Here is an 18,070-nt window from a genome sequence, read left to right on the forward strand (position 1 = left end):
GGACGGCAGACTCGGGATCATGCAGTGGATCACCACACCGGTCGGCTCTTTGGTGCGTGGCGCCCTGGAGCTGGAGCGCACTGATCAGGGCCTCCTGCCGCACCGGCTGCCCGCCCGGGCCCGTGCGCAGAACACCGATGGACGGCTGGCGATGGCGGAGAGTCAGCCGTCCGGGGTACGGCTGGCTTTTCGCACCGAAGCGACCGCAGTGGAGCTGGACACGCATCGCACGAAGGTGTCGTACGTCGGCGTGCCTGCGCTGCCGGATGGCGTCTACGACCTGGTGCTGGACGGTCGGGCGGCCGGTTGCGCGACGGTGTCCGGGGGTGACGAGCTGGTGCTGGACATGATGACCGGTACCGGTTCGACGCGGCCTGGTCCGCCGGGCACGGTCCGGTTCGCGGACTTGCCAGTTGGCATGAAAGACGTCGAGATCTGGTTGCCGTACAACGAGACCACGCGTCTGCTTGCGCTCCGCACCACAGCTCCGGTGGAGCCGTTGCCGCCGGTTGGGCGGGTTTGGGTGCATCACGGCAGCTCCATCAGCCACGGCACGGGTGCCACCGGCCCGTCCGCGACGTGGCCCGCGCTGGCTGCTGCCCAGGGCGGGGTGGACCTGATCAACCTGGGGCTCAGCGGGAACGCGCTGCTGGACCCGTTCACGGCGCGCGCGCTGCGGGACACCCCGGCGGATCTGCTGAGCGTGAAGCTGGGGATCAACGTGGTGAACGCCGATTTGATGCGGCTGCGCGCGTTCGGCCCCGCGGTGCACGGCTTCCTGGACACCATCCGGGAAGGACATCCGGATACCCCGCTGGTGGTGATTTCGCCGCTGCTGTGCCCGATCCACGAGGACACTCCAGGTCCGGGTGCACCGGACTTCAGCGGCGACTCACTGCGGTTCCGCGCCACCGGCGACCCTTCCGCGGTCGCAGAGGGGAAATTGACGCTGACGGTGATCCGGGAGGAACTCGCGCGGATTGTCGCGGCGCGGGCCGACCCGGCGTTGCACTACGTGGACGGGCTTTCGCTCTACGGCGAAGCGGATTTCGCCGTACATCCGCTGCCTGATGCCCTCCACCCGGACGCCGCTACGCACCGCTTCGTAGGCGAACGCTTCGCGAAGCAAGCCTTCGCCGCTGGCGGCTTCTTCGCGGCCTAGCTCCGGTCTTGGCAGGCTGTGAAGGGAACCATGAGGGAATCTGATTCCGTGAAGGTGGCCTTCACGGACCCGGGTCAAAGGGGATCCAGCCCGGTGATCTTCCAGCGGCCGTCGGTGCGGTGGGCCGTCACCGACAGCTGGCCCACCGACGACTGCGGCGCGTTGCCGGTCGGCAGGATTGTCTGCTGGTCCAGAAATACCAGCAGCTGAGCGTCATCACCGTGCAGGGAGCGGACTCCGATGGCACGCACCGTCGACGTGCGGATGAGCTTTTCGCCGGTCGCGCGCTGGCGGGCCGTGGCGAACTGCGTTTGGTACTGCGTCACGGCGGGGCCGGTCAGCACGTCCGCTGCGGCGCGGGTCGTGCGGTCCAGGTTGGCGTAGTAGTCGTAGGAAAACAACGCCTTCACCGCCGAACTCACCTGCTCGGCTACCTGGGCCGTGGCAGCCTGATCGACCAACGCTTCGTCGTCCTCCGGCTTCAGGAGCGACGCCTGCACCGCGAACCAGACCGCGCACGCCAACCCCACCCCCGCCACCACCGCAAGCAGCTTCACGAGCCCACCGCCTGTACGCCGCCGACCTTCCACGCATCCCCGGTCCGCGCGAAGTCCACCATCAACCGCGCCTGTTTCGCCGCCGGAGCACTGCCATTGGTGCTCACGCGCACGTCCAGTACCGCGATCAAGCGCGCCGTCCCGGCCGACGGGTTCAGCTCGGTGACCGCGGCCTGCACCAACGACGCCGTCGACACCGTCTTGGTGCGTTTCGCCCGGTCGATCTGCAGCTGCCGGTCGCCGGACAGGTCTTTGCCGTACTGCCCGGTCGTCGCGGCGATCCAACGGTCCAGGTCGGCGGCGCTGGTGCGGTAGTCGATCGTGTTGAGCGCTACCAGGTCGGTGCTCGCTGCAGCCAGTACGGCGTCTCGGACGCGGCCGCGGTCCAGGCTGTCGTCGTGCGCGGCGCTCCACCACGACCAGCCGAACCACGCTGCGGCCAGCACCGCGACCACGGCCAGCGCGCCCAGTCCCCTTTTCATGACCCGCCCAGCAGCGCGCCGAGCCCGCCGTGGGCCGGGGCGGTCAGCTGGCCCAGCAAGCCGGGTAGCTGCTGGTCCGAGGCCTGACCTTCGGGCGGCGCAGCCTTGGGCGCCGCGGGGATCGCGGGCGGCTTTCCGGCGTACGGCGCGTTCTGTGCACCCCGTACCTCAGTGGGGCTGCCCGGCGGTTCCGCGCAGTAGGCGTTCATGTTGACCGGCGCTTCGCTCGTGTCGTTGGCCGGACGTTGCTTCGTGCCTTCGTACCCCTTCGTGCACGACGCCGGGTCGAAGAAGTTGAACACCACGCCGAGGTGCCCGGTGCCGTCCGGCGACGTGGTCGGCGAGAAGGCCGAGATCACCGGGTACGCGACCAGCAGTTCCTCGATGGCGTCCTTGCGCATCGACGTGACCTGCGCGGTGGTCAGCGAGTTCGCGAACAGCACGCCGAGGTCGGTGCCGGACGTCGCGAGCACGTCGCTGATCTGCCTGCTCAGCTGCGGCGCCTGGTCGATCACCGTGCGCACCGCCGGATCGGACGCCTTGAGCTGCGCGGCGATCGTCTTGAGCCCGGACGCGAACGACGTGATGTTCTGCGCCTGCCGTTCCTGGGTGGCGAACACCGTGCGCGAGTTCGCCAGAAGCCCTTGTGTCTGCGGGATGTACTGGGTGGCCACCGCGGTGAGCGAACTTGTGCTGTCGAGCAGTTTCTGCAGTTGCGGACCGGAACCGGCGAACGCATCGTACGTCTCGTCCACGACAGTTTTCAGCGATTCCGGGCGCACGCTCGCCACCAGGCCGTCGAGATGCGCCAGCACGGCGTCCGGCGTTGCGGGCAGCGCCGCGCGGTCCTGCGTGATCACCGAGCCGTCCTGCAGGTACGGGCCGGTGTCGCGGTCGGGCAGCAGGTCGACGAACTGCTCCCCGACCGCCGACCGGTTCGCCACCTGTGCGTGCAGCGCGTCCGGGATGTCGGGGCTGCCGGAATCGATGTCGAGCCGGACGTCGATGCCGTGTCCGGTGAGCGTCATCTCGCCGACTCGGCCGACGGTCACGCCGCGGTACGCCACCTCGGAGTTCACGAAAATCCCGCCGGAATCGGGCAGCCGCAGCGTGACGTGGTAGCCGCGGTTGCCGAAGAGCCGGTCGAGGCCGGCGTAATGGCCACCCGCGTACACGACCGAAACCACGGCGATCACGAAGAACGCCAGCAACTGGATCCGCGTCTTGCGCGTGGTCATCGGCCACCTCCGAGCAATCCGCCCAGGAGTCCGCCGAGGCCGGGCTGGTTGTTCGCGGGCGGCGCAGTCGTCGGGAGCGGCAATGGCAGCGCTCCCTGGCCAGAAGGCAGTGAAGGCAACTGGACCGGCGGCTGCGACGAGTTCGTGAAGTTCTGCACGAGCTTGTCCAGGTCGAGGTCGATCCGCGCGTCGACGTTCGCGTAGTCGCCCTTGATGACATTGCCCGCGTAATCCGGGAACGGATACGTGAGCAGGATTTGCAACGCGTTCGGCAGGTCCTTGCCCGCCGCGCTGAGCTGCCGCAACGTCGGCTCAAGTGCCTTGAGGTTCGCGACGAGCTGGTCACGGCTGCGGTTGACCGTGTCCACCGCGACGCCGGACAGCTTGTTCAGCGCGTTCAGCATCCCCACCAGCTGGTCGCGCTGGTCGGCCACGATCTTCAGCCCCGGCGCGAGATTGTCCAGTGCCGTGGTGAGGTTCTGCTGCTGCCCGGTCAGCGTCTGTGACAGCTTGCCGAGCCCGTCGATGGCCCGCAGGATCTCGCCTTTGTGCCCGTCGAGCTGGGTGGCCAGTTCGTCCACTCTGGACAGCAGCGCGCGCATTTGCGGTTCGTTGCCGGACAATGCGTCGTTGAGTTCGTGACTGATGTTCTGCAGCTGGTCGACGCCGCCGCCGTTGAGCAGCAACGACAATGCGCCGAGTACCTCTTCGATTTCCGGATTGCGGTTCGTGCGCCCGAGCGGAATCTGCGCGCCGTCGACGAGTGTGCCCGCGGGTTTCTCCGCCGTCGGCGCACTCAGCTCGACGAACTTCTCCCCCAGCAGGCTCGACTGGCGCAGCTCGGCGCGAGCGTTGGCGGGCAGCGTGATCTCGCCGTTCACCGTCATCGCGACGAGCGCCGCGCGAGTGTCCGGCGTGAGCGTGATCCGGTCGATGCGGCCGACCGCGACGTCGTTCACCTTCACGTTCGCCTGCGGCACCAGGTCGAGCACGTCGGTGAACAACGCCGTGACGTGGTACGGGTGATCGCCGACGTCCGGGCCGCCGGGCAGCGGCGTGGAGTACAGCCCGTTGAACCCGCCGTCACTGCATCCGGCGAGCACCAGTACCCCGGCGAGCACACCGGCCAGCCGTTTCCGGGCGCGGTTCACTTGCCACCTCCCGAAAGCTGCGTGAGCACGTCGGTGAGCGGCAGCGGCAACGGAGGCAGCTGGCCGTTCTGCAGCGCGTTCAGTGCCTGGGGCACGCTGGGCAGCTTCAGCGTGCCGTCGAGCACCGGCGCGAGCTTCTGGCAGATGTCCCCGAGCGTGTTCGGGACCTGCTTCGGCGTACCCGCACTGATCAGGCGGCAGACGGTGAGGATGGGTGGATTGGTGATTTCATTGAGATTGTCGCGTACGGCAATGGTACCCGAAGCCGCGTCATACGTATTGATGAAGTTCGTGGCCCCGGTCGGCGCGATGTCGAGGACTTCGGCGAGTGCGGCCCGCTGGTCCACGAGCACCTTCGTGAGCGACGCCAGTTTGGCCACATTGGACGAAAGCCCGGCCTTGTTGTCCGCCACGAACTGTTTCACGTCGCCGAGCGATTTCGCGAGCGAATCGAGCGCGGCCCCGACGTCGTGCGAGTCGTCGGCGAGGAAACCACTCACATCGGCGACCCGTTCGTAGAACTGGTTGAGCTGGCCGTCACTCTGCGCGAGCGCGGCCGTGAAGGAGTTCAGGTTCTGCACGGTGGAGAACAGGTCGTCCTTCGAATCGTCGAGCGTACCGGCCAGCTCGGCCAGCCGTCCGACGGTAGAGTTGAGAGTCTTCCCGTTTCCCTTCAGGTTGGCCGCCGCCGTGTCCAGCACGTCCGACAACGCGCCGTTTTTGTTGGCCCCATTGGGTCCGAGCGCAGTGGACAGCTTGTCGAGGCTCGCGTAGAGGTCGTCCAGCTCCACCGGAGTCGCCGTTTTGTCGCGCGCCAGCACGGTTCCGCTCGCGAGCGTGGGACCGTTGTCGTACGCCGGGGTCAGCTGCACATACCGGTCACTGACCAGGCTCGGCGCCACGACCACGGCACCAACCCCAGCCGGGATCGGCACCTCGGCGTTCACCCGCATGTCCACCCGCACCGCCTGGCCCTGCGGCGCGACGGCAGTGACCTCCCCGACCGGCACCCCGAGCACCCGAACCGACGACCCGGCGTACAACCCCACAGTTTTCCCGAAGTACGCCGACAGCTTCGTCCCACCCGTGTCGCGCACCACCAGCCATACCCCAGCGGTGAGCAAAAGCACTGCCACACAAGCAAACCCGAGCCACGTGACGAGGTTGCGCCCGGCTTTCGTCTCGATCGTCATCGGCCGCCCACCCCCTGGTTCGGCGCGGCGATCGGCGGCGTGCAGCCCTCCGGGTTGATCGACAGCCCGGCCGCGGTGATCGTCGGCGGCAGCAGACCGCACAGGTACCCTTCGAACCAGCGCCCGTTGCCCGTGGCGTTCGCGCCGACCCGCGCGAACGGCGCCATCAGCTGCAGGCTCCGGTCGAGGTTGCCTTGGTTGCGCTGCAACACATCGGTGACCTTGCCCAGCGCGGCGAGCGTCGGCCCGAACTGCGTGCGGTTATCCGCAACCAGACCCGACAACTGCTGCGAAATCTGCTGTGTCCCCTTCAGCAAAGTACTGATCTGCTCCCGGCGTTGCTGTAGCTCGGAAAGCAGCAGATTGCCGTCGCTGATCACCCGCTGCAGCTGAGCATTGCGATCCGACAAGGTCTTCGAGATCTGACTCGTGTTGGCCAGCAGCGAATGCAAGTCGGCGTCCCGCGAGGACACGGTTTTCGACAACGCCGACAGCCCGGACAGCGTATCCTTCAAATACTGCGGACTGTCCTTCAATGAATCCGAAAGCGCCGTGAAGCTCTCGGCCAGCTGCTTCGTGTCGATGTCCCCGACGGTGGTGGACAGCTGGTTGAACGCGTCCTGAAGCTGGAACGGCGTCCGCGTTCGCTGCACCGGAATCAGGTCGCCCGGCGTCTGCGTTCCGCCACCTTTCGGTTCCAGTGCAAGGTATTTCTCCCCGAGCAGCGTCTTGATCTCGATCGACGCCGTCGACGCATCCCCGACCCGCACGCCCTTCACCCGGAACTTCACGAGCACCTGCTTGTGCCCCAGCTCCACCGACGTCACCTGGCCGACCTTGACCCCGGCGACCTCGACCTCGTTGTCCGGCGCAAGCCCGGCAGCCTCGGCGAACGCGGCGGTGTACGTGGTGCCATTGCCGAACAGCGGAATGCTGTCGGAGAAGTACGTCACCGCAGTGACCAGCCCGATGAGCACGAGCGTCACCGCGCCGACCGCCGCCTGGTTCCGTTCCTTGAGCGTCTTCACGGGCCACACCTCGGCGCGCGTTGGGTACCCGGGAGCGGCACGATCGGCAGCGTGATGTCGAGTGACGAAATGCCGACGGTGCCTTCGATTCCGCACAGGTAGTAGTTGAACCAGCTGCCGTAGCTCAACGTCCGGGTGAACTTCTCCAGGTTGCCCGGCAGCACCTGCAGCAGATGCTCGATGAGCTGCTGCGAATCGTTGAGATTGTTCGACAGCTTCCCGAGCTCGACGACGTCCTGCTGCACCGCGGGCCGGGCGTCGGCGAGCAGCCCGGCAGTGGCGTTCGTGAGATCCCCGAGCGCACCGACCGCGTCGCCGATCGGTTTGCGCTGCTCGGCCAGCCCGCTCACCAGCCGCTGCGTCTGGTCGATGAGGTCGCCGAGCTGCGGCCCGCGCGCGTTGACCGTGCCGAGTACCTGGTTGAGGTTGTCGATCACCTGCCCGATCACCTTGTCCTTGCCCGCGATCGACGACGTGATCGACGCCGTGTGCGCGAGCAGGCTCGTGATCGTGCCGCCCTCGCCCTGGAACACTTGCACGATCTCGGCCGAAAGCTGGTTGACCTCCTTGGGGTCCAAGGCTTTGAACAGCGGCTTGAACCCGTTGAACAGCACGGTGAGGTTCAACGCGGGCTTGGTCCGCTCGGGCGGAATGGTGCTGCCTGGCTTCAGAGGGCCGTCGCCGGTGACATTGGTGCCCAGCGCGAGGTACCGCTGGCCGACGAGGTTGCGGTACTTGATCGTGGCGGTGGCGAGCGACGGCAGCCGGTACGCGGACTCCACGACGAACCGCACCTCGGCGAAATTCCGCTCCCCCTGGTCGATCCCGATCTCCTCGACCTGGCCGACCTTGACCCCGGAGATCCGCACGTCGTCGCCCGGCTGCAGCCCGGACGCGTCGGTGAACTTCGCGACGTACCCCGCCGTGCTGCCGAAGTTCGTGTTCGCGATCGTGGCCGCGAGCACGCCGGTGAGCAGCACGGTGACCGCGGCGAAGATCAGGATCTTCACCAGCGCAGGCACGAACGACCTCACTTGAGCTCCACCTCCGCCCCGCGGTACAGCGGCCCGACGAGCAAGCCCGCCCAGTCCGGCACCTGGTCCGGCGAGGTGTTCATCGCCGGGGACACCAGCAGGTCGATGAGTTTCTGTTCGTCGGCCGACCCGATCATGCTGCCGGTGGTCCCGGACCCGCCGGGCAGCGTCCCGTCCGGCTGATGCGGTGGGGCAGGTTCGCTCGCGCCGTCCTTGACCGCGCCGTCGGGCGGATATTGCGGCCAGTGCCCGGGTTTCGGCACCTGCGGGTAGCAGCGCGGGCCGCGTTTGTCGTCGTACTTCGGCTCGTCGACCCCGGGCAGGTACTTGCCGCGGCTCGCGGTGAACTCGATCGTCACGCGGCTGACCTCGGGATGCGCGGTGCCCTTGCCGAACGCCAGCTCGGCGTTCGGCACCGAACCCGCGAGCTGCTTGAGCAGGCACGGGTACTCCGGCGCGTACTTCGCGAGCACGTCGAGGGTGGGCTGCACGGCGGTGGTGAGGCGGATCAGGTTGTCCTTGTTCACTTCCAGGAAGCGCGTGAGGTCGACCGAGGCAGTGGTGACCGTGGCGTACACATCGGACAGTCCCTGCCGCTTCTCGACGATGGTGCGGCTCGTGGTCGTGAGATCGGACAGCGCCTGCAGGATGTCCGGCGCGGCCTTGTCGTAAGTGGCGGAAACGTTGGCCAGGCCGGTGATGTCGGCCTTCAGATCGGGCAGCGACGGGTTGAGCTTGCCGAGGTAGTCCGACAGCTGCACGAGTGTCTGGCCGAGCTGTTTGCCCCGTCCGTCGAGCGCCGTGGACACCGCGCTGAGCGTGCTGGCGAGCTTCTCCGGCTGCACCGCCTGCAGCAGCGGCATCACGTGGTCGAGCACCTGCTCCAGCTCGATCGCACTGCTGCTGCGGTCCTGCGGGATCACGTCCCCGGCTTCGATGTGCCGCTGCGGCTGCTCGGGCAGCTGGAGCGCGACGTACCGCTCACCGAACAGCGTCTTGGGCAGCAACCGCGCGGACACGTTCGCCGGGATCACGCCGGTCTTGTCCGGCTGCAACGCCAGGTCCAGCTCCGCGTGATCGCCCACGGCACGCACCGCACGGATCTCGCCGACGAGCATGCCGCGCACCTTCACGTCGCCGCCCACGCGCAGCTGGCTACCGACGTGATCGGTCTCCAGCTTCACGAGCGTGACCGGTGTGAACACCTTGCGGTACACGGCAATCGTGGTCGTGAAGAACACGGCGGCCACGACGAGGAAGATCAGGCCCAGCAGCTGGTACCGGAGCCGTTGCCGGAGTTCTCGACGGGTGCTCATCCCGAAATCCGCACTGTCGTGTTCGCGCCCCAGATGGCCAGGCTGAGGAAGAAGTCGAGAATCGAGATGAGCACGATCGACGTCCGCACCGCGCGCCCGACCGCCACGCCGACTCCGGCCGGGCCGCCGGACGCCGTGTACCCGTAGTAGCAATGGGAAAGGATCACGAGCACGCTGAACACGATCACCTTGGCGAACGACCACAGCACGTCCTCGGGTGGGAGGAAGAGCGTGAAGTAATGGTCGTACGTACCGGCGGACTGGCCGTAAAGCCAGATGGTGATCTGCCGCGACGCGAGGTACGACGACAGCAAGCCAACGGCGTACAGCGGGATCACTGCCGTGACCCCGGCGAGCACGCGCGTGGTGACCAGGTACGGCATGCTCGGGACGGCCATCACTTCGAGCGCGTCGATCTCCTCCGAGATCCGCATGGCGCCGAGTTGCGCCGTGAAGCCGCAGCCGACGGTGGCCGACAACGCGAGCCCGGCGGAAAGCGGCGCTACCTCGCGCGTGTTGAAGTACGCCGAAATGAACCCGGTGAGCGCGGCGGTGCCGAGCTGGTTCAACGCCGAATACCCTTGCAGGCCCACGATGAGACCGGTGAACAACGTCATCCCGATCATCACGCCCAGTGTCCCGCCGATCACCGCGAGCCCGCCGGTACCGAAGCAGACTTCGGTGAGCAGGCGGGTGGTTTCGCGGCCGTAGCGGCGGATCGTGCGCGGGGTCCAGGCGAGCGCGCGGCCGTAGAACGACAGCTGCCTGCCGAGCCCTTCGAGGCTCGCGCCCGGACGCGCGATGATCTCCAGCGTCCGGTCCCGTTCGATCGGTTCGGCCGTCATGTCAGAGCGCCTTCGGGGGCACGATCTTGAGGTAGATCGCCGTCAGCACCACGTTGATCAGGAACAACAGCAGGAACGTGATGACCACGGCCTGGTTCACCGCGTCGCCCACGCCCTTCGGCCCGCCCGCCGGATTCAGCCCGCGGAACGCGGCGACCACGCCCGCCACGAACCCGTACAGGAACGCCTTGATCTCGCTGATCCAGAGGTCCGGCACCTGCGCGAGCGCGTTGAAGCTCGCCAGATACGCGCCCGGCGTACCGCCTTGCAGGACCACGTTGAAGAAGTAGCCGCCGAGCACACCGACCACGCTGACCAGGCCGTTGAGCAGCACCGACACCACGATCGCGGCGAGCACCCGCGGTACCACGATGCGCTGTACCGGATTGACGCCGAGCACCTCCATGGCGTCGATTTCCTCACGGATCTTGCGCGCGCCGATGTCTGCACAGACCGCGCTTCCGCCCGCGCCCGCCACGAGCAGCGCGGTGATCAGCGGGCTCGCCTGCTGCACGATGGCGAGCGCGCTGGCCGCGCCGGTGAACGACTGCGCGCCGATCTGTGTGGTCAGCGACCCGAGCTGCAACGCGATGACCGCGCCGAACGGGATCGCGACGAGCGCGGTCGGCAGGATCGTGACACTCGCGAAAAACCAGCATTGCTGGATCCATTCACGGAACTGGAACGGGCGTTTGAAGATCGCCCGCAGCACCTCCCAGGACAGCGTGGCGAGCCGGCCGACCTGGGTCAGCGCCGCGGTGCCCGGGAGGGTGATCGAGCCGGTCTCGCCCACCACACCTCCCAGTAGTCACCCCCGAGTCTTGCCCATCCCCGCCCGCCGCTTTCGGTTAGCGGTGTTCACTCCCTACAGTTTCAGCGCATGCGTCGCCGTCGCCCCGCCGTCGGCGACGAACTCGCCGCCGGTGCAGTACGAGCTTTCGTCGCTGCCGAGGAACACCAGCAGCGGCGCGATCTCGTCGGCCCGCCCGACGCGCCCGAGCGCCACCTTCTTCCCGACCCAGGACACGTCGACGTCCGCACCCGCCGCCTCGGCCACCATTTTCGTGTCGATCATGCCCGGATGCACCGAATTGACCCGGATGCCGCGCGCGCCCAGTTCCAGCGCGGCGACCTTGGTCATCCCGCGGATCGCGAACTTGGTCGCGGTGTAGGCGACGAGGAACGGCATCCCGGCCAGACCCTCCACAGAGGACACGTTGACGATGGAGCCGCCACCGGCTCCGGCCATGGGTTCAACGACCGACCGCATGCCGAGAAACGCCCCGATCTGGTTCACCCGCACGACCCGCTCGTAGTCCGCGAGCGGGGTCTTCGCGAGCTCCGAAAAGTACAGCACCCCGGCGTTGTTGACCAGTACCGTCGGCGGCCCGAACTCGGTCACGGTGCGGTCGACCGCGGCCGTCCAGTCGTCCTCGTCGCTCACGTCGAGGTGGCAGAAGGCGGCTGCCTCGCCGAGTTCGGCGGCGAGTGCCTTGCCCTCGGCGTCGAGGATGTCGGCGATCATGACCTGGGCACCGTGGGTGACGAACGCTCGCGCGGCGGCCGCGCCCTGTCCGCGGGCAGCGCCGGTGATCAGGGCGACCTTGCCGGCCAGCCGGGGTTCGGTCATGGGCTCCTCCGCTCAGGGCAGTTCGGCGGCGAACATGCGCTTCGGGTCACGGCAGGTGAAGTGCGCGCCGACGGTCTCGGCGAGCTCGCCGGTGGTCCAGGAGCCGTGTGCGGTGTCGAAGCGCTCTTCGACCGACGGCGGGCGCAGCAGCGCGACCATGCCGCCGTGGACGACGAAAACCTGGCCGTTGATGGCGTCCGCGGCCGGTGAAGCGAGGAAGGCGACGAACGGGGCGACGTGGTCGACCGACAGCGGGTCTTCGGCGTTCGTGGGGGCGTCGCCGAAGATGTCGGCAGTCATCGCGGTGCGGGCGCGGGGGCAGATGGCGTTGGCGCGCACGCCGTACTTCGCCAGGCCGCGCGCCGCGGACACGGTGAGCGCCGCGATACCCGCTTTGGCGGCGGAGTAATTGGGCTGACCGGGTGAACCGATCAGGAACGCTTCGGACGCGGTGTTCACCAAGCGTCCGTAAACCGGCTGTCCCTCCATTTTGGAGCGGTCCCGCCAGTACTTCGCGGCGTTGCGGGACAACAGGAAGTGCCCGCGCAGGTGGACGGCGATGACCTGGTCCCACTCGTCGTCGGACATCGAGAACAGCATCCGGTCCCGCAGCACACCCGCGTTGTTGACCACGATGTCGAGGCTGCCGAAGTGGTCGACGGCGGCGGTGAGCAGGGCGTTCGCTGTGTCCGATCGGGCGATGTCTCCGGCGAGCGCGAGTGCTTTACCGCCTTTGCGTTCGATCTCGGCGACGACGTCGGCGGCTTCGGTGAGGTCGTTGACCACCACCGATGCGCCCTCGTCCGCCAGCGCGAGCGCCTCGGCCCGGCCGAGCCCAGCGCCCGCCCCGGTGACCACGGCGACCTTGCCTTCGAGAGTCATCGGACCATCCTGTGCTCGCCTGGTTGATCGGTCACAGACTAGAATCTGTTCTCTTTTTGAGCAAGCCCTCGTCAACGGGTCGCGAACAGGGCATTCTTCGGACAGCTGGCCACCGCTTGCGAAACACGTTCTACCTGCGTTGCTGGTATTGGCCCGATCACCAGGTTCTCGTCGTCGTCGAGGTCGAAGACCTCCGGCGCGAAGCCCACACAGACCGCGTTCGCCTCGCACAGCTCGCGGTCGACGCCGACCTCCATGCTTCCTCCCGTCCGCCACTCCTGGTACAACTAGAACAGGTTCTATCTTACCGCCGATGTCTTCACAACGAGCCTGGCGAACGGAGGTGACGGGTGCACATCGACTACCCGCCCGCGCAGCAGGCACTGGCCGCCGAGCTGCGGGAGTACTTCGCCGAACTGATGACCCCGGCGCGGCGGGAGAGCCTCGCCGCGGCCGGCGGCGAGTACGGCGACGGCCTGGCGTACAAGGAGATCGTGCGGCAGCTGGGCAAGGACGGCTGGCTCGCGCTCGGCTGGCCACGCGAGTACGGCGGCCAGGGCCGAGGCATGCTCGACCAGCTGATTTTCACCGACGAAGCGGCCGCCGCCGGGGTACCGGTGCCGTTCCTGACGGTGAACACGATCGGGCCCACGATCATGCGTTTCGGCACCCCGGATCAGAAGGCGTTCTACCTGCCGAAGATCGCCGCGGGCGAGCTGCACTTCTCCATCGGCTACTCCGAACCGGGCGCGGGTACCGACCTCGCGTCCCTGCGCACGCGGGCCACGCGCGACGGTGACGAGTACGTGGTCAGCGGGCAGAAGATGTGGACGAGCCTGATCGAGTACGCCGATTACGTCTGGCTGGCTGCGCGTACGGATCCGGAAGCGCGCAAGCACAAAGGCCTCTCGATCCTCATCGTGCCGACGTCCGCGCCGGGTTTTTCGTGGACGAAGGTACACACCGTCGCCGGCCCGGGCACGAGCGCGACGTACTACGACGACGTACGCGTGCCGGTCTCGTCGCGAATCGCCGACGAGAACGCAGGCTGGCCGCTGATCACGAACCAGCTCAACCACGAACGCGTCGCTCTGACCTCGGCCGCGCCGGTCCGCAACGCCCTGCGCTCGGTGGTGGAATGGGCGCGCGCGGAGTCGCTGACCGACCACGAATGGGTACGGCTGCATCTCGCGCGCGTGCATGCGTACGCGGAGTACCTGAAGCTGCGCAACTGGCGGATTGCCTCGGCAGCCAGCGACCTCAGTCCGGCGGAGGCGTCGGCGACCAAGGTGTACGGCACCGAAATGGCGATCGAGGCATACCGGCTGCTGATGGAGGTAGTCGGCGCGGGCGCGGTGGTGCGCGAGGGGTCCCCTGGCGCAGTGCTCGCGGGACGGCTCGAACGCCTGCACCGCTCCGCGCTGATCCTCACTTTCGGCGGCGGTACCAACGAGGTGCAGCGGGACATCGTCGCCGCCACCGCCCTCGGCCAGCCCGTGACGCGTTAGGAGCTCTCCGGTGGATTTCTCGCTCACCGAAGCACAACAGGCCCTCGCCTCCCTCACCCGGCGTATCCTTGCTGACCAGGTCACCCCGGAAACGCTGGGCCCGCACGGCTCCGGCGGCTTCGACGCTCCACTGTGGACTTCCCTGGCCCGCGCCGGAGTGCTGGACGCCGCTTTGCCGTCCTCCGTCGGCGGCGGTGGTTTCGGCTTGCTGGAGCAGTGTTCCGTGCTCATCGAAATCGGCCGCGCAGTCGCTCCGGTGCCGTACTTGTCCTCGGTGGTCCAAGCCGGTTCCGTACTCACGTCTCCTGCTTTGGCCGAACAATGGCTACTCCCAGTGTCCCGCGGGGACGCCGTAATCGCCGTCGCCCTAGACGGTTCCTTCGCCGCTTCAGACGGACTGCTCACCGGTGCCCAGACCACAGTCCCCTTCGGCGCCTTCGCAGACGCATTGCTCATCTCAGCCGACGACGGGGTGTACATCGTCGAGAGGGACGCGCCCGGTGTCTCTATCTCCAGGCAGGCAACCGTCGACCACGCTGATGCCGGTCTTGTCTCACTGTCGGACACACCCGGTGTCGCTCTCGGCGATGTCAGCGAGCAGCTACGCCTTCGCGGCGCTCTCGGTGTCTGTGCGCAGCAGTTGGGGGTTGTGTCGCGCGCTTTGGAGCTGACGGCTGCGTACACGCGTGAGCGTAAACAGTTCGACAAGGTGCTGGGCAGCTTTCAAGCCGTACGCCACCGCCTCGCGGACGCGTACCTCGACGTGGAAGCCGTACGCCTCACACTGTGGCAGGCAGCGTGGAAACTGTCCGAGGGCCTACCCGCGACTACTGAGGTCGCTACGGCCGCCTTCTGGGCCGCCGAAGCCGGACACCGGGTGGCGCACACCGCCGTACACCTCCACGGCGGCGTGGGGATCGATGTGGAGCATCCAGTGCACCGATATTTTGCGGCGGCGAAGCGGCTTGAGTTCGCGGGTGGTGGAGCTACGGCACAGTTGCTCAATTTGGGAGGTTTTGTTTGCGGTTAGCGGATTTTCTTGCAGTTGGTCGTTAGCGGATTCTTCTCGCCCTCCGTCCTAAGCGGCCTTCTCTCGGCACCCGTCCGTAACGGCTTTCGCTCGGCATCCGTCGTTAGCGGCGTCCTTTCGCCCTCCGTCGTTAACGGCTTCCAGCCGCCTCAGTGGCTTCGCTTAGCGATTCTTCCCGCCCCGCACCGCCTCGTGAGCGCTTCTCCTCGCCCAGGTGCGCCGCGCGCGCTCTTCCCCTCTCCGATGGCACCTCGTGAGCGCTCACCCGCGCCCTGAATCGCCTCGTCACCGCTCGCCCTTGATCGTCTCGCTTAGCAGTTCCGCTCACCCCGCGTGCGCGCTCAACAGTCCGCCACCGTGGCTTCTCCCTGCGAACCGCCGTTGCCGTTCACTCCGCGGGCGTGATGTGCCGCAGCCGCCGGGGTCCGGTGTCGGGGCGGGTCGGCGGCGCGCCGAGTACGAGGCGCGCGTTGGCGACGAATGCGCCGTCCGGCGATGCGAGGATCGGGTCCAGCGCGAGTGATCGCACTTCCGGGTTGTCCTCGGCCAGCGCCGCGACGCGCAGCACCATGTCCTGCAACGCTGCGAGGTCCGCCGGTTCGTCGCCACGGTATCCGGTCAGCAGTGGTGACGTACGCGGCTCTCGGATGAGCGTCGCTGCGTCGACGTCCGTCAGCGGCACGGCGCGGTAAGCCCGATCGCCGAGCAGGGTGCTGACCAAACCCGACAGTCCGAACGAAACGAGCGTGCCGAACGACGGGTCGTCCTGCAGCCCGATCACGCACGACAGGCCCTTCGGCGCCATCTGTTGCACGTACACGTCTTCGTCGCCCGAGACTGCGTACAGGTCGCGATAGGCGGTGCGTACGGAGTCTTCGGACGTAAGGTCGAGCCGTACGCCAGCAAGGTCGGGCCGTCCGCGCAACCGTTCGTCCACTGCTTTGAGCGTGACCGGGTAGGCCATCTCCGCCGCTGCTGCGACAGCGTCGTCTTCGCTGGACACAACACGGAACGGCACGACGTCGACGCCGTAGCAGCTCAGAAGGCGCACTACGTCGTCGTCGGACAGCAGCGTGGCAGTGCCGTCGTCAGGCAGCAGCTCGCGCACGATCTCCTGCGCCTGTTCAACATGCAGACCGCTGGGCCGTACGAGCGTGCCTTGTGGACGCTGCCGCCACGCGGCGTAACGCACGACGCGCGCCAACGCGTTCACGGCTCGCTCCGGGCTCGAGTACGACGGAATCGACCCGCGCGTAGGTACGCCGTCGTCGGAGAGCACAGCAAGCTCGTCGGGGACGCCTTCAGCCGCGAGGAACGTCGAGACGATCGGCTTCGACTGCTTCATCTCTGACACCGCTTCGCGCAACGCTCGCGCGTACGCGGTACCGGGAATCGCAACAGGCGGCGCAAAAACGGCGATCAACGCGTCGGTTTCCGGCGAATCCAGCGCTTCGCGGACCGCGGTGGCGAACTCGTCGGGCCCAGCCTGCGGTCCGATGTCGACCGGGTCGAACGCGAGCCGCAACCCCTCGGACCGGGCAGTGTCCGCGGCAAGCAGCCCGATCGCACTGGAGTTGCCGACGATACCGATCCGCGGTCCGGCAGGCAGCGGCTGATGCGCGAACACGAGCGCGGTGTCGAAGAGCTGCGCCAGCGATTCCACCCGCACGACACCGGCCTGTTCGAACAGCGCCTGCACGCTGGCCTCGTCGACCTCCGCCGACGTCGCCGCCAGCTGCGGCCGCACCGCATGCCGCCCGGACTTCACCGCGACGATCGGCTTCGACCGCGCCAGTCGCCGCGCGAGCCGCGCGAACTTGCGCGGGTTGCCGAACGATTCGAGATACAGCAGCACGAGATCGGTGTCGGGGTCGGTTTCCCAGTACTGGAGAAGGTCGTTGCCGGACACGTCGGCGCGGTTGCCCGCGGAGACGAACGTGGACAACCCGAGCCCGCGCGACCCGGCGTCGGCGAGAATCGCGGTGCCGAGCGCCCCGGACTGACAGAAGAACCCGGTCCGGCCGCGTTTGGGCAGGCGCGGCGCGAGCGTCGCGTTCAGCCGCACCCCGGGCGCGGTGTTGAGCACCCCGAGCGCATTCGGCCCGACCACACGCATCCCGTGCGCGCGGGCTTCCCCCACCAGCCGCAACTCCGCGTGCAGCCCCAGCGGCCCGGATTCGGCAAACCCGCCGGACACGATGACCAGCGTCTTGACGCCCTTCGCAAGACAAGCGTCCAGCACCGACTCGACCTTCTCGGCGGGCACTGCGACCAGCGCGAGGTCGACGGGGTCGGGAATGTCGAGCACGGACGGATAAGCCCGCACCCCGCGCACCGAACGATGCTCGGGATTCACCGGATACACGGCCCCCGCGAAGTCGGCGGCGAGCAGGTTGGCGAACGCGACGTGCCCGACCTTGGTCGGATCCACGGACGCCCCGATCACGGCGACCGCCTGCGGATGCAACAGGTTGTGCACGCTCCGCGCCTCGGCCGCCTGCTCCCGCGACCGCGCGACGGCCAGCGACTCCTCGGTCGGGTCGATGTCGAACTCGAGGTGCAGCACGCCTTCCTCGATCGCGCGGCTGACCTGGTAACCGGCGTCGCGGAAAACGCGCACCATGGTGGCGTTCTCACTGAGCACCTCGGCGACGAACCGCCGCAACCCGCTCTCGGACGCCGCCGCGGCGAGATGCTCGAGCAAGATCGACCCGAGCCCCCGCCCCTGATGCTTGTCATCGACGACGAACGCCACCTCCGCCGACGGCCCGTGCTCCAGCCGCTCGTACCGCCCCACGGCAACGACATCGTCCCCGAGCAGAGCGACAAACGCGACCCGATCGTGGTGATCCACGGTGGAAAACCGCTCGAGATCCCGCGGTGGTATCCGGGGGTACGCGCCGAAGTACCGGAAGTACCGAGTGCGCTCGGAAAGACGGCTGTGCAAGGCGACCAGACCGTCGGCGTCACTGGGCACCACGGGTCGGATGTGGACGGTGCCGCCATCGGAAAGG

General features: G+C 67.7%; 17 protein-coding genes. 3 read left to right on the forward strand and 14 right to left on the reverse strand.

The annotated features are described in order from the left end of the window. Positions 1-19: 19 nt before the first annotated feature. A complete protein-coding gene (locus OO71_RS30185) occupies positions 20-1,162 on the forward strand; it encodes a GDSL-type esterase/lipase family protein (protein ID WP_033293352.1) in 1,143 nt (380 codons plus the stop codon). Between the two features lie 74 nt (positions 1,163-1,236). On the opposite strand, the gene OO71_RS30190 is transcribed toward OO71_RS30185, so the two are convergent. The 13 genes from OO71_RS30190 to OO71_RS30250 form a co-directional block, all read right to left on the reverse strand. Next, positions 1,237-1,719: a hypothetical protein gene (locus tag OO71_RS30190; protein WP_033293353.1), complete on the reverse strand. Its 483-nt coding sequence runs from the start codon at positions 1,717-1,719 to the stop codon at positions 1,237-1,239. After that, entirely contained in the window at positions 1,716-2,201 is a 486-nt protein-coding gene (locus OO71_RS30195; RefSeq protein ID WP_033293354.1) for a hypothetical protein, read from the reverse strand. Before OO71_RS30195 ends, OO71_RS30190 begins: the two co-directional genes overlap by 4 nt. Next, on the reverse strand, positions 2,198-3,439 hold the full coding sequence (locus tag OO71_RS30200) for an MlaD family protein (protein ID WP_033293355.1): 1,242 nt from the start codon (positions 3,437-3,439) through the stop codon (positions 2,198-2,200). Before OO71_RS30200 ends, OO71_RS30195 begins: the two co-directional genes overlap by 4 nt. Continuing rightward, positions 3,436-4,590 carry an MCE family protein gene (locus OO71_RS30205; protein WP_033293356.1) on the reverse strand — a complete coding sequence of 385 codons (1,155 nt, stop codon included), beginning with the start codon at positions 4,588-4,590 and terminating at the stop codon, positions 3,436-3,438. Before OO71_RS30205 ends, OO71_RS30200 begins: the two co-directional genes overlap by 4 nt. Beyond that, positions 4,587-5,783, reverse strand: coding sequence for an MCE family protein (locus tag OO71_RS30210; RefSeq protein ID WP_033293357.1), 1,197 nt, complete (start codon positions 5,781-5,783; stop codon positions 4,587-4,589). The genes OO71_RS30205 and OO71_RS30210 overlap by 4 nt, the downstream gene beginning before the upstream one ends. Next, positions 5,780-6,811 (reverse strand): MCE family protein, encoded by a 1,032-nt coding sequence (locus OO71_RS30215; RefSeq protein WP_033293358.1) that lies wholly within the window; start codon positions 6,809-6,811, stop codon positions 5,780-5,782. Before OO71_RS30215 ends, OO71_RS30210 begins: the two co-directional genes overlap by 4 nt. Beyond that, positions 6,808-7,845 carry an MCE family protein gene (locus OO71_RS30220; RefSeq protein ID WP_033293359.1) on the reverse strand — a complete coding sequence of 346 codons (1,038 nt, stop codon included), beginning with the start codon at positions 7,843-7,845 and terminating at the stop codon, positions 6,808-6,810. The genes OO71_RS30215 and OO71_RS30220 overlap by 4 nt, the downstream gene beginning before the upstream one ends. Continuing rightward, positions 7,842-9,161, reverse strand: coding sequence for an MCE family protein (locus tag OO71_RS30225; protein ID WP_033293360.1), 1,320 nt, complete (start codon positions 9,159-9,161; stop codon positions 7,842-7,844). The genes OO71_RS30220 and OO71_RS30225 overlap by 4 nt, the downstream gene beginning before the upstream one ends. After that, positions 9,158-10,006 carry an MlaE family ABC transporter permease gene (locus tag OO71_RS30230; RefSeq protein WP_033293361.1) on the reverse strand — a complete coding sequence of 283 codons (849 nt, stop codon included), beginning with the start codon at positions 10,004-10,006 and terminating at the stop codon, positions 9,158-9,160. Before OO71_RS30230 ends, OO71_RS30225 begins: the two co-directional genes overlap by 4 nt. Position 10,007: 1 nt before the next feature. Beyond that, entirely contained in the window at positions 10,008-10,802 is a 795-nt protein-coding gene (locus tag OO71_RS30235; RefSeq protein ID WP_033293362.1) for an MlaE family ABC transporter permease, read from the reverse strand. Between the two features lie 69 nt (positions 10,803-10,871). After that, the gene (locus OO71_RS30240; RefSeq protein WP_033293363.1) at positions 10,872-11,636 is read right to left on the reverse strand and encodes a glucose 1-dehydrogenase; all 765 of its coding nucleotides are present in this window, start codon (positions 11,634-11,636) and stop codon (positions 10,872-10,874) included. A 12-nt stretch (positions 11,637-11,648) separates the two neighbouring features. After that, positions 11,649-12,518, reverse strand: a complete 870-nt coding sequence (locus tag OO71_RS30245) for a 3-oxoacyl-ACP reductase (protein ID WP_033293364.1) — start codon at positions 12,516-12,518, stop codon at positions 11,649-11,651. Positions 12,519-12,589: 71 nt separating this feature from the next. After that, entirely contained in the window at positions 12,590-12,775 is a 186-nt protein-coding gene (locus OO71_RS30250; RefSeq protein WP_033293365.1) for a ferredoxin, read from the reverse strand. 93 nt (positions 12,776-12,868) lie between these two features. Between OO71_RS30250 and OO71_RS30255 the strand changes: the two genes are divergently transcribed. Further along, positions 12,869-14,026 carry an acyl-CoA dehydrogenase family protein gene (locus OO71_RS30255; protein WP_033293366.1) on the forward strand — a complete coding sequence of 386 codons (1,158 nt, stop codon included), beginning with the start codon at positions 12,869-12,871 and terminating at the stop codon, positions 14,024-14,026. Positions 14,027-14,036: 10 nt separating this feature from the next. After that, on the forward strand, positions 14,037-15,056 hold the full coding sequence (locus tag OO71_RS30260) for an acyl-CoA dehydrogenase family protein (RefSeq protein ID WP_033293367.1): 1,020 nt from the start codon (positions 14,037-14,039) through the stop codon (positions 15,054-15,056). A 388-nt stretch (positions 15,057-15,444) separates the two neighbouring features. Here OO71_RS30260 and OO71_RS30265 read toward each other — a convergent pair whose 3' ends face one another. Next, entirely contained in the window at positions 15,445-18,033 is a 2,589-nt protein-coding gene (locus OO71_RS30265; protein WP_033293452.1) for a bifunctional acetate--CoA ligase family protein/GNAT family N-acetyltransferase, read from the reverse strand. Between the last annotated feature and the right edge of the window lie 37 nt (positions 18,034-18,070).

It is taken from the genome of Amycolatopsis jejuensis (assembly GCF_000717335.1).
Classification (GTDB): Bacteria; Actinomycetota; Actinomycetes; order Mycobacteriales; family Pseudonocardiaceae; genus Amycolatopsis; species Amycolatopsis jejuensis.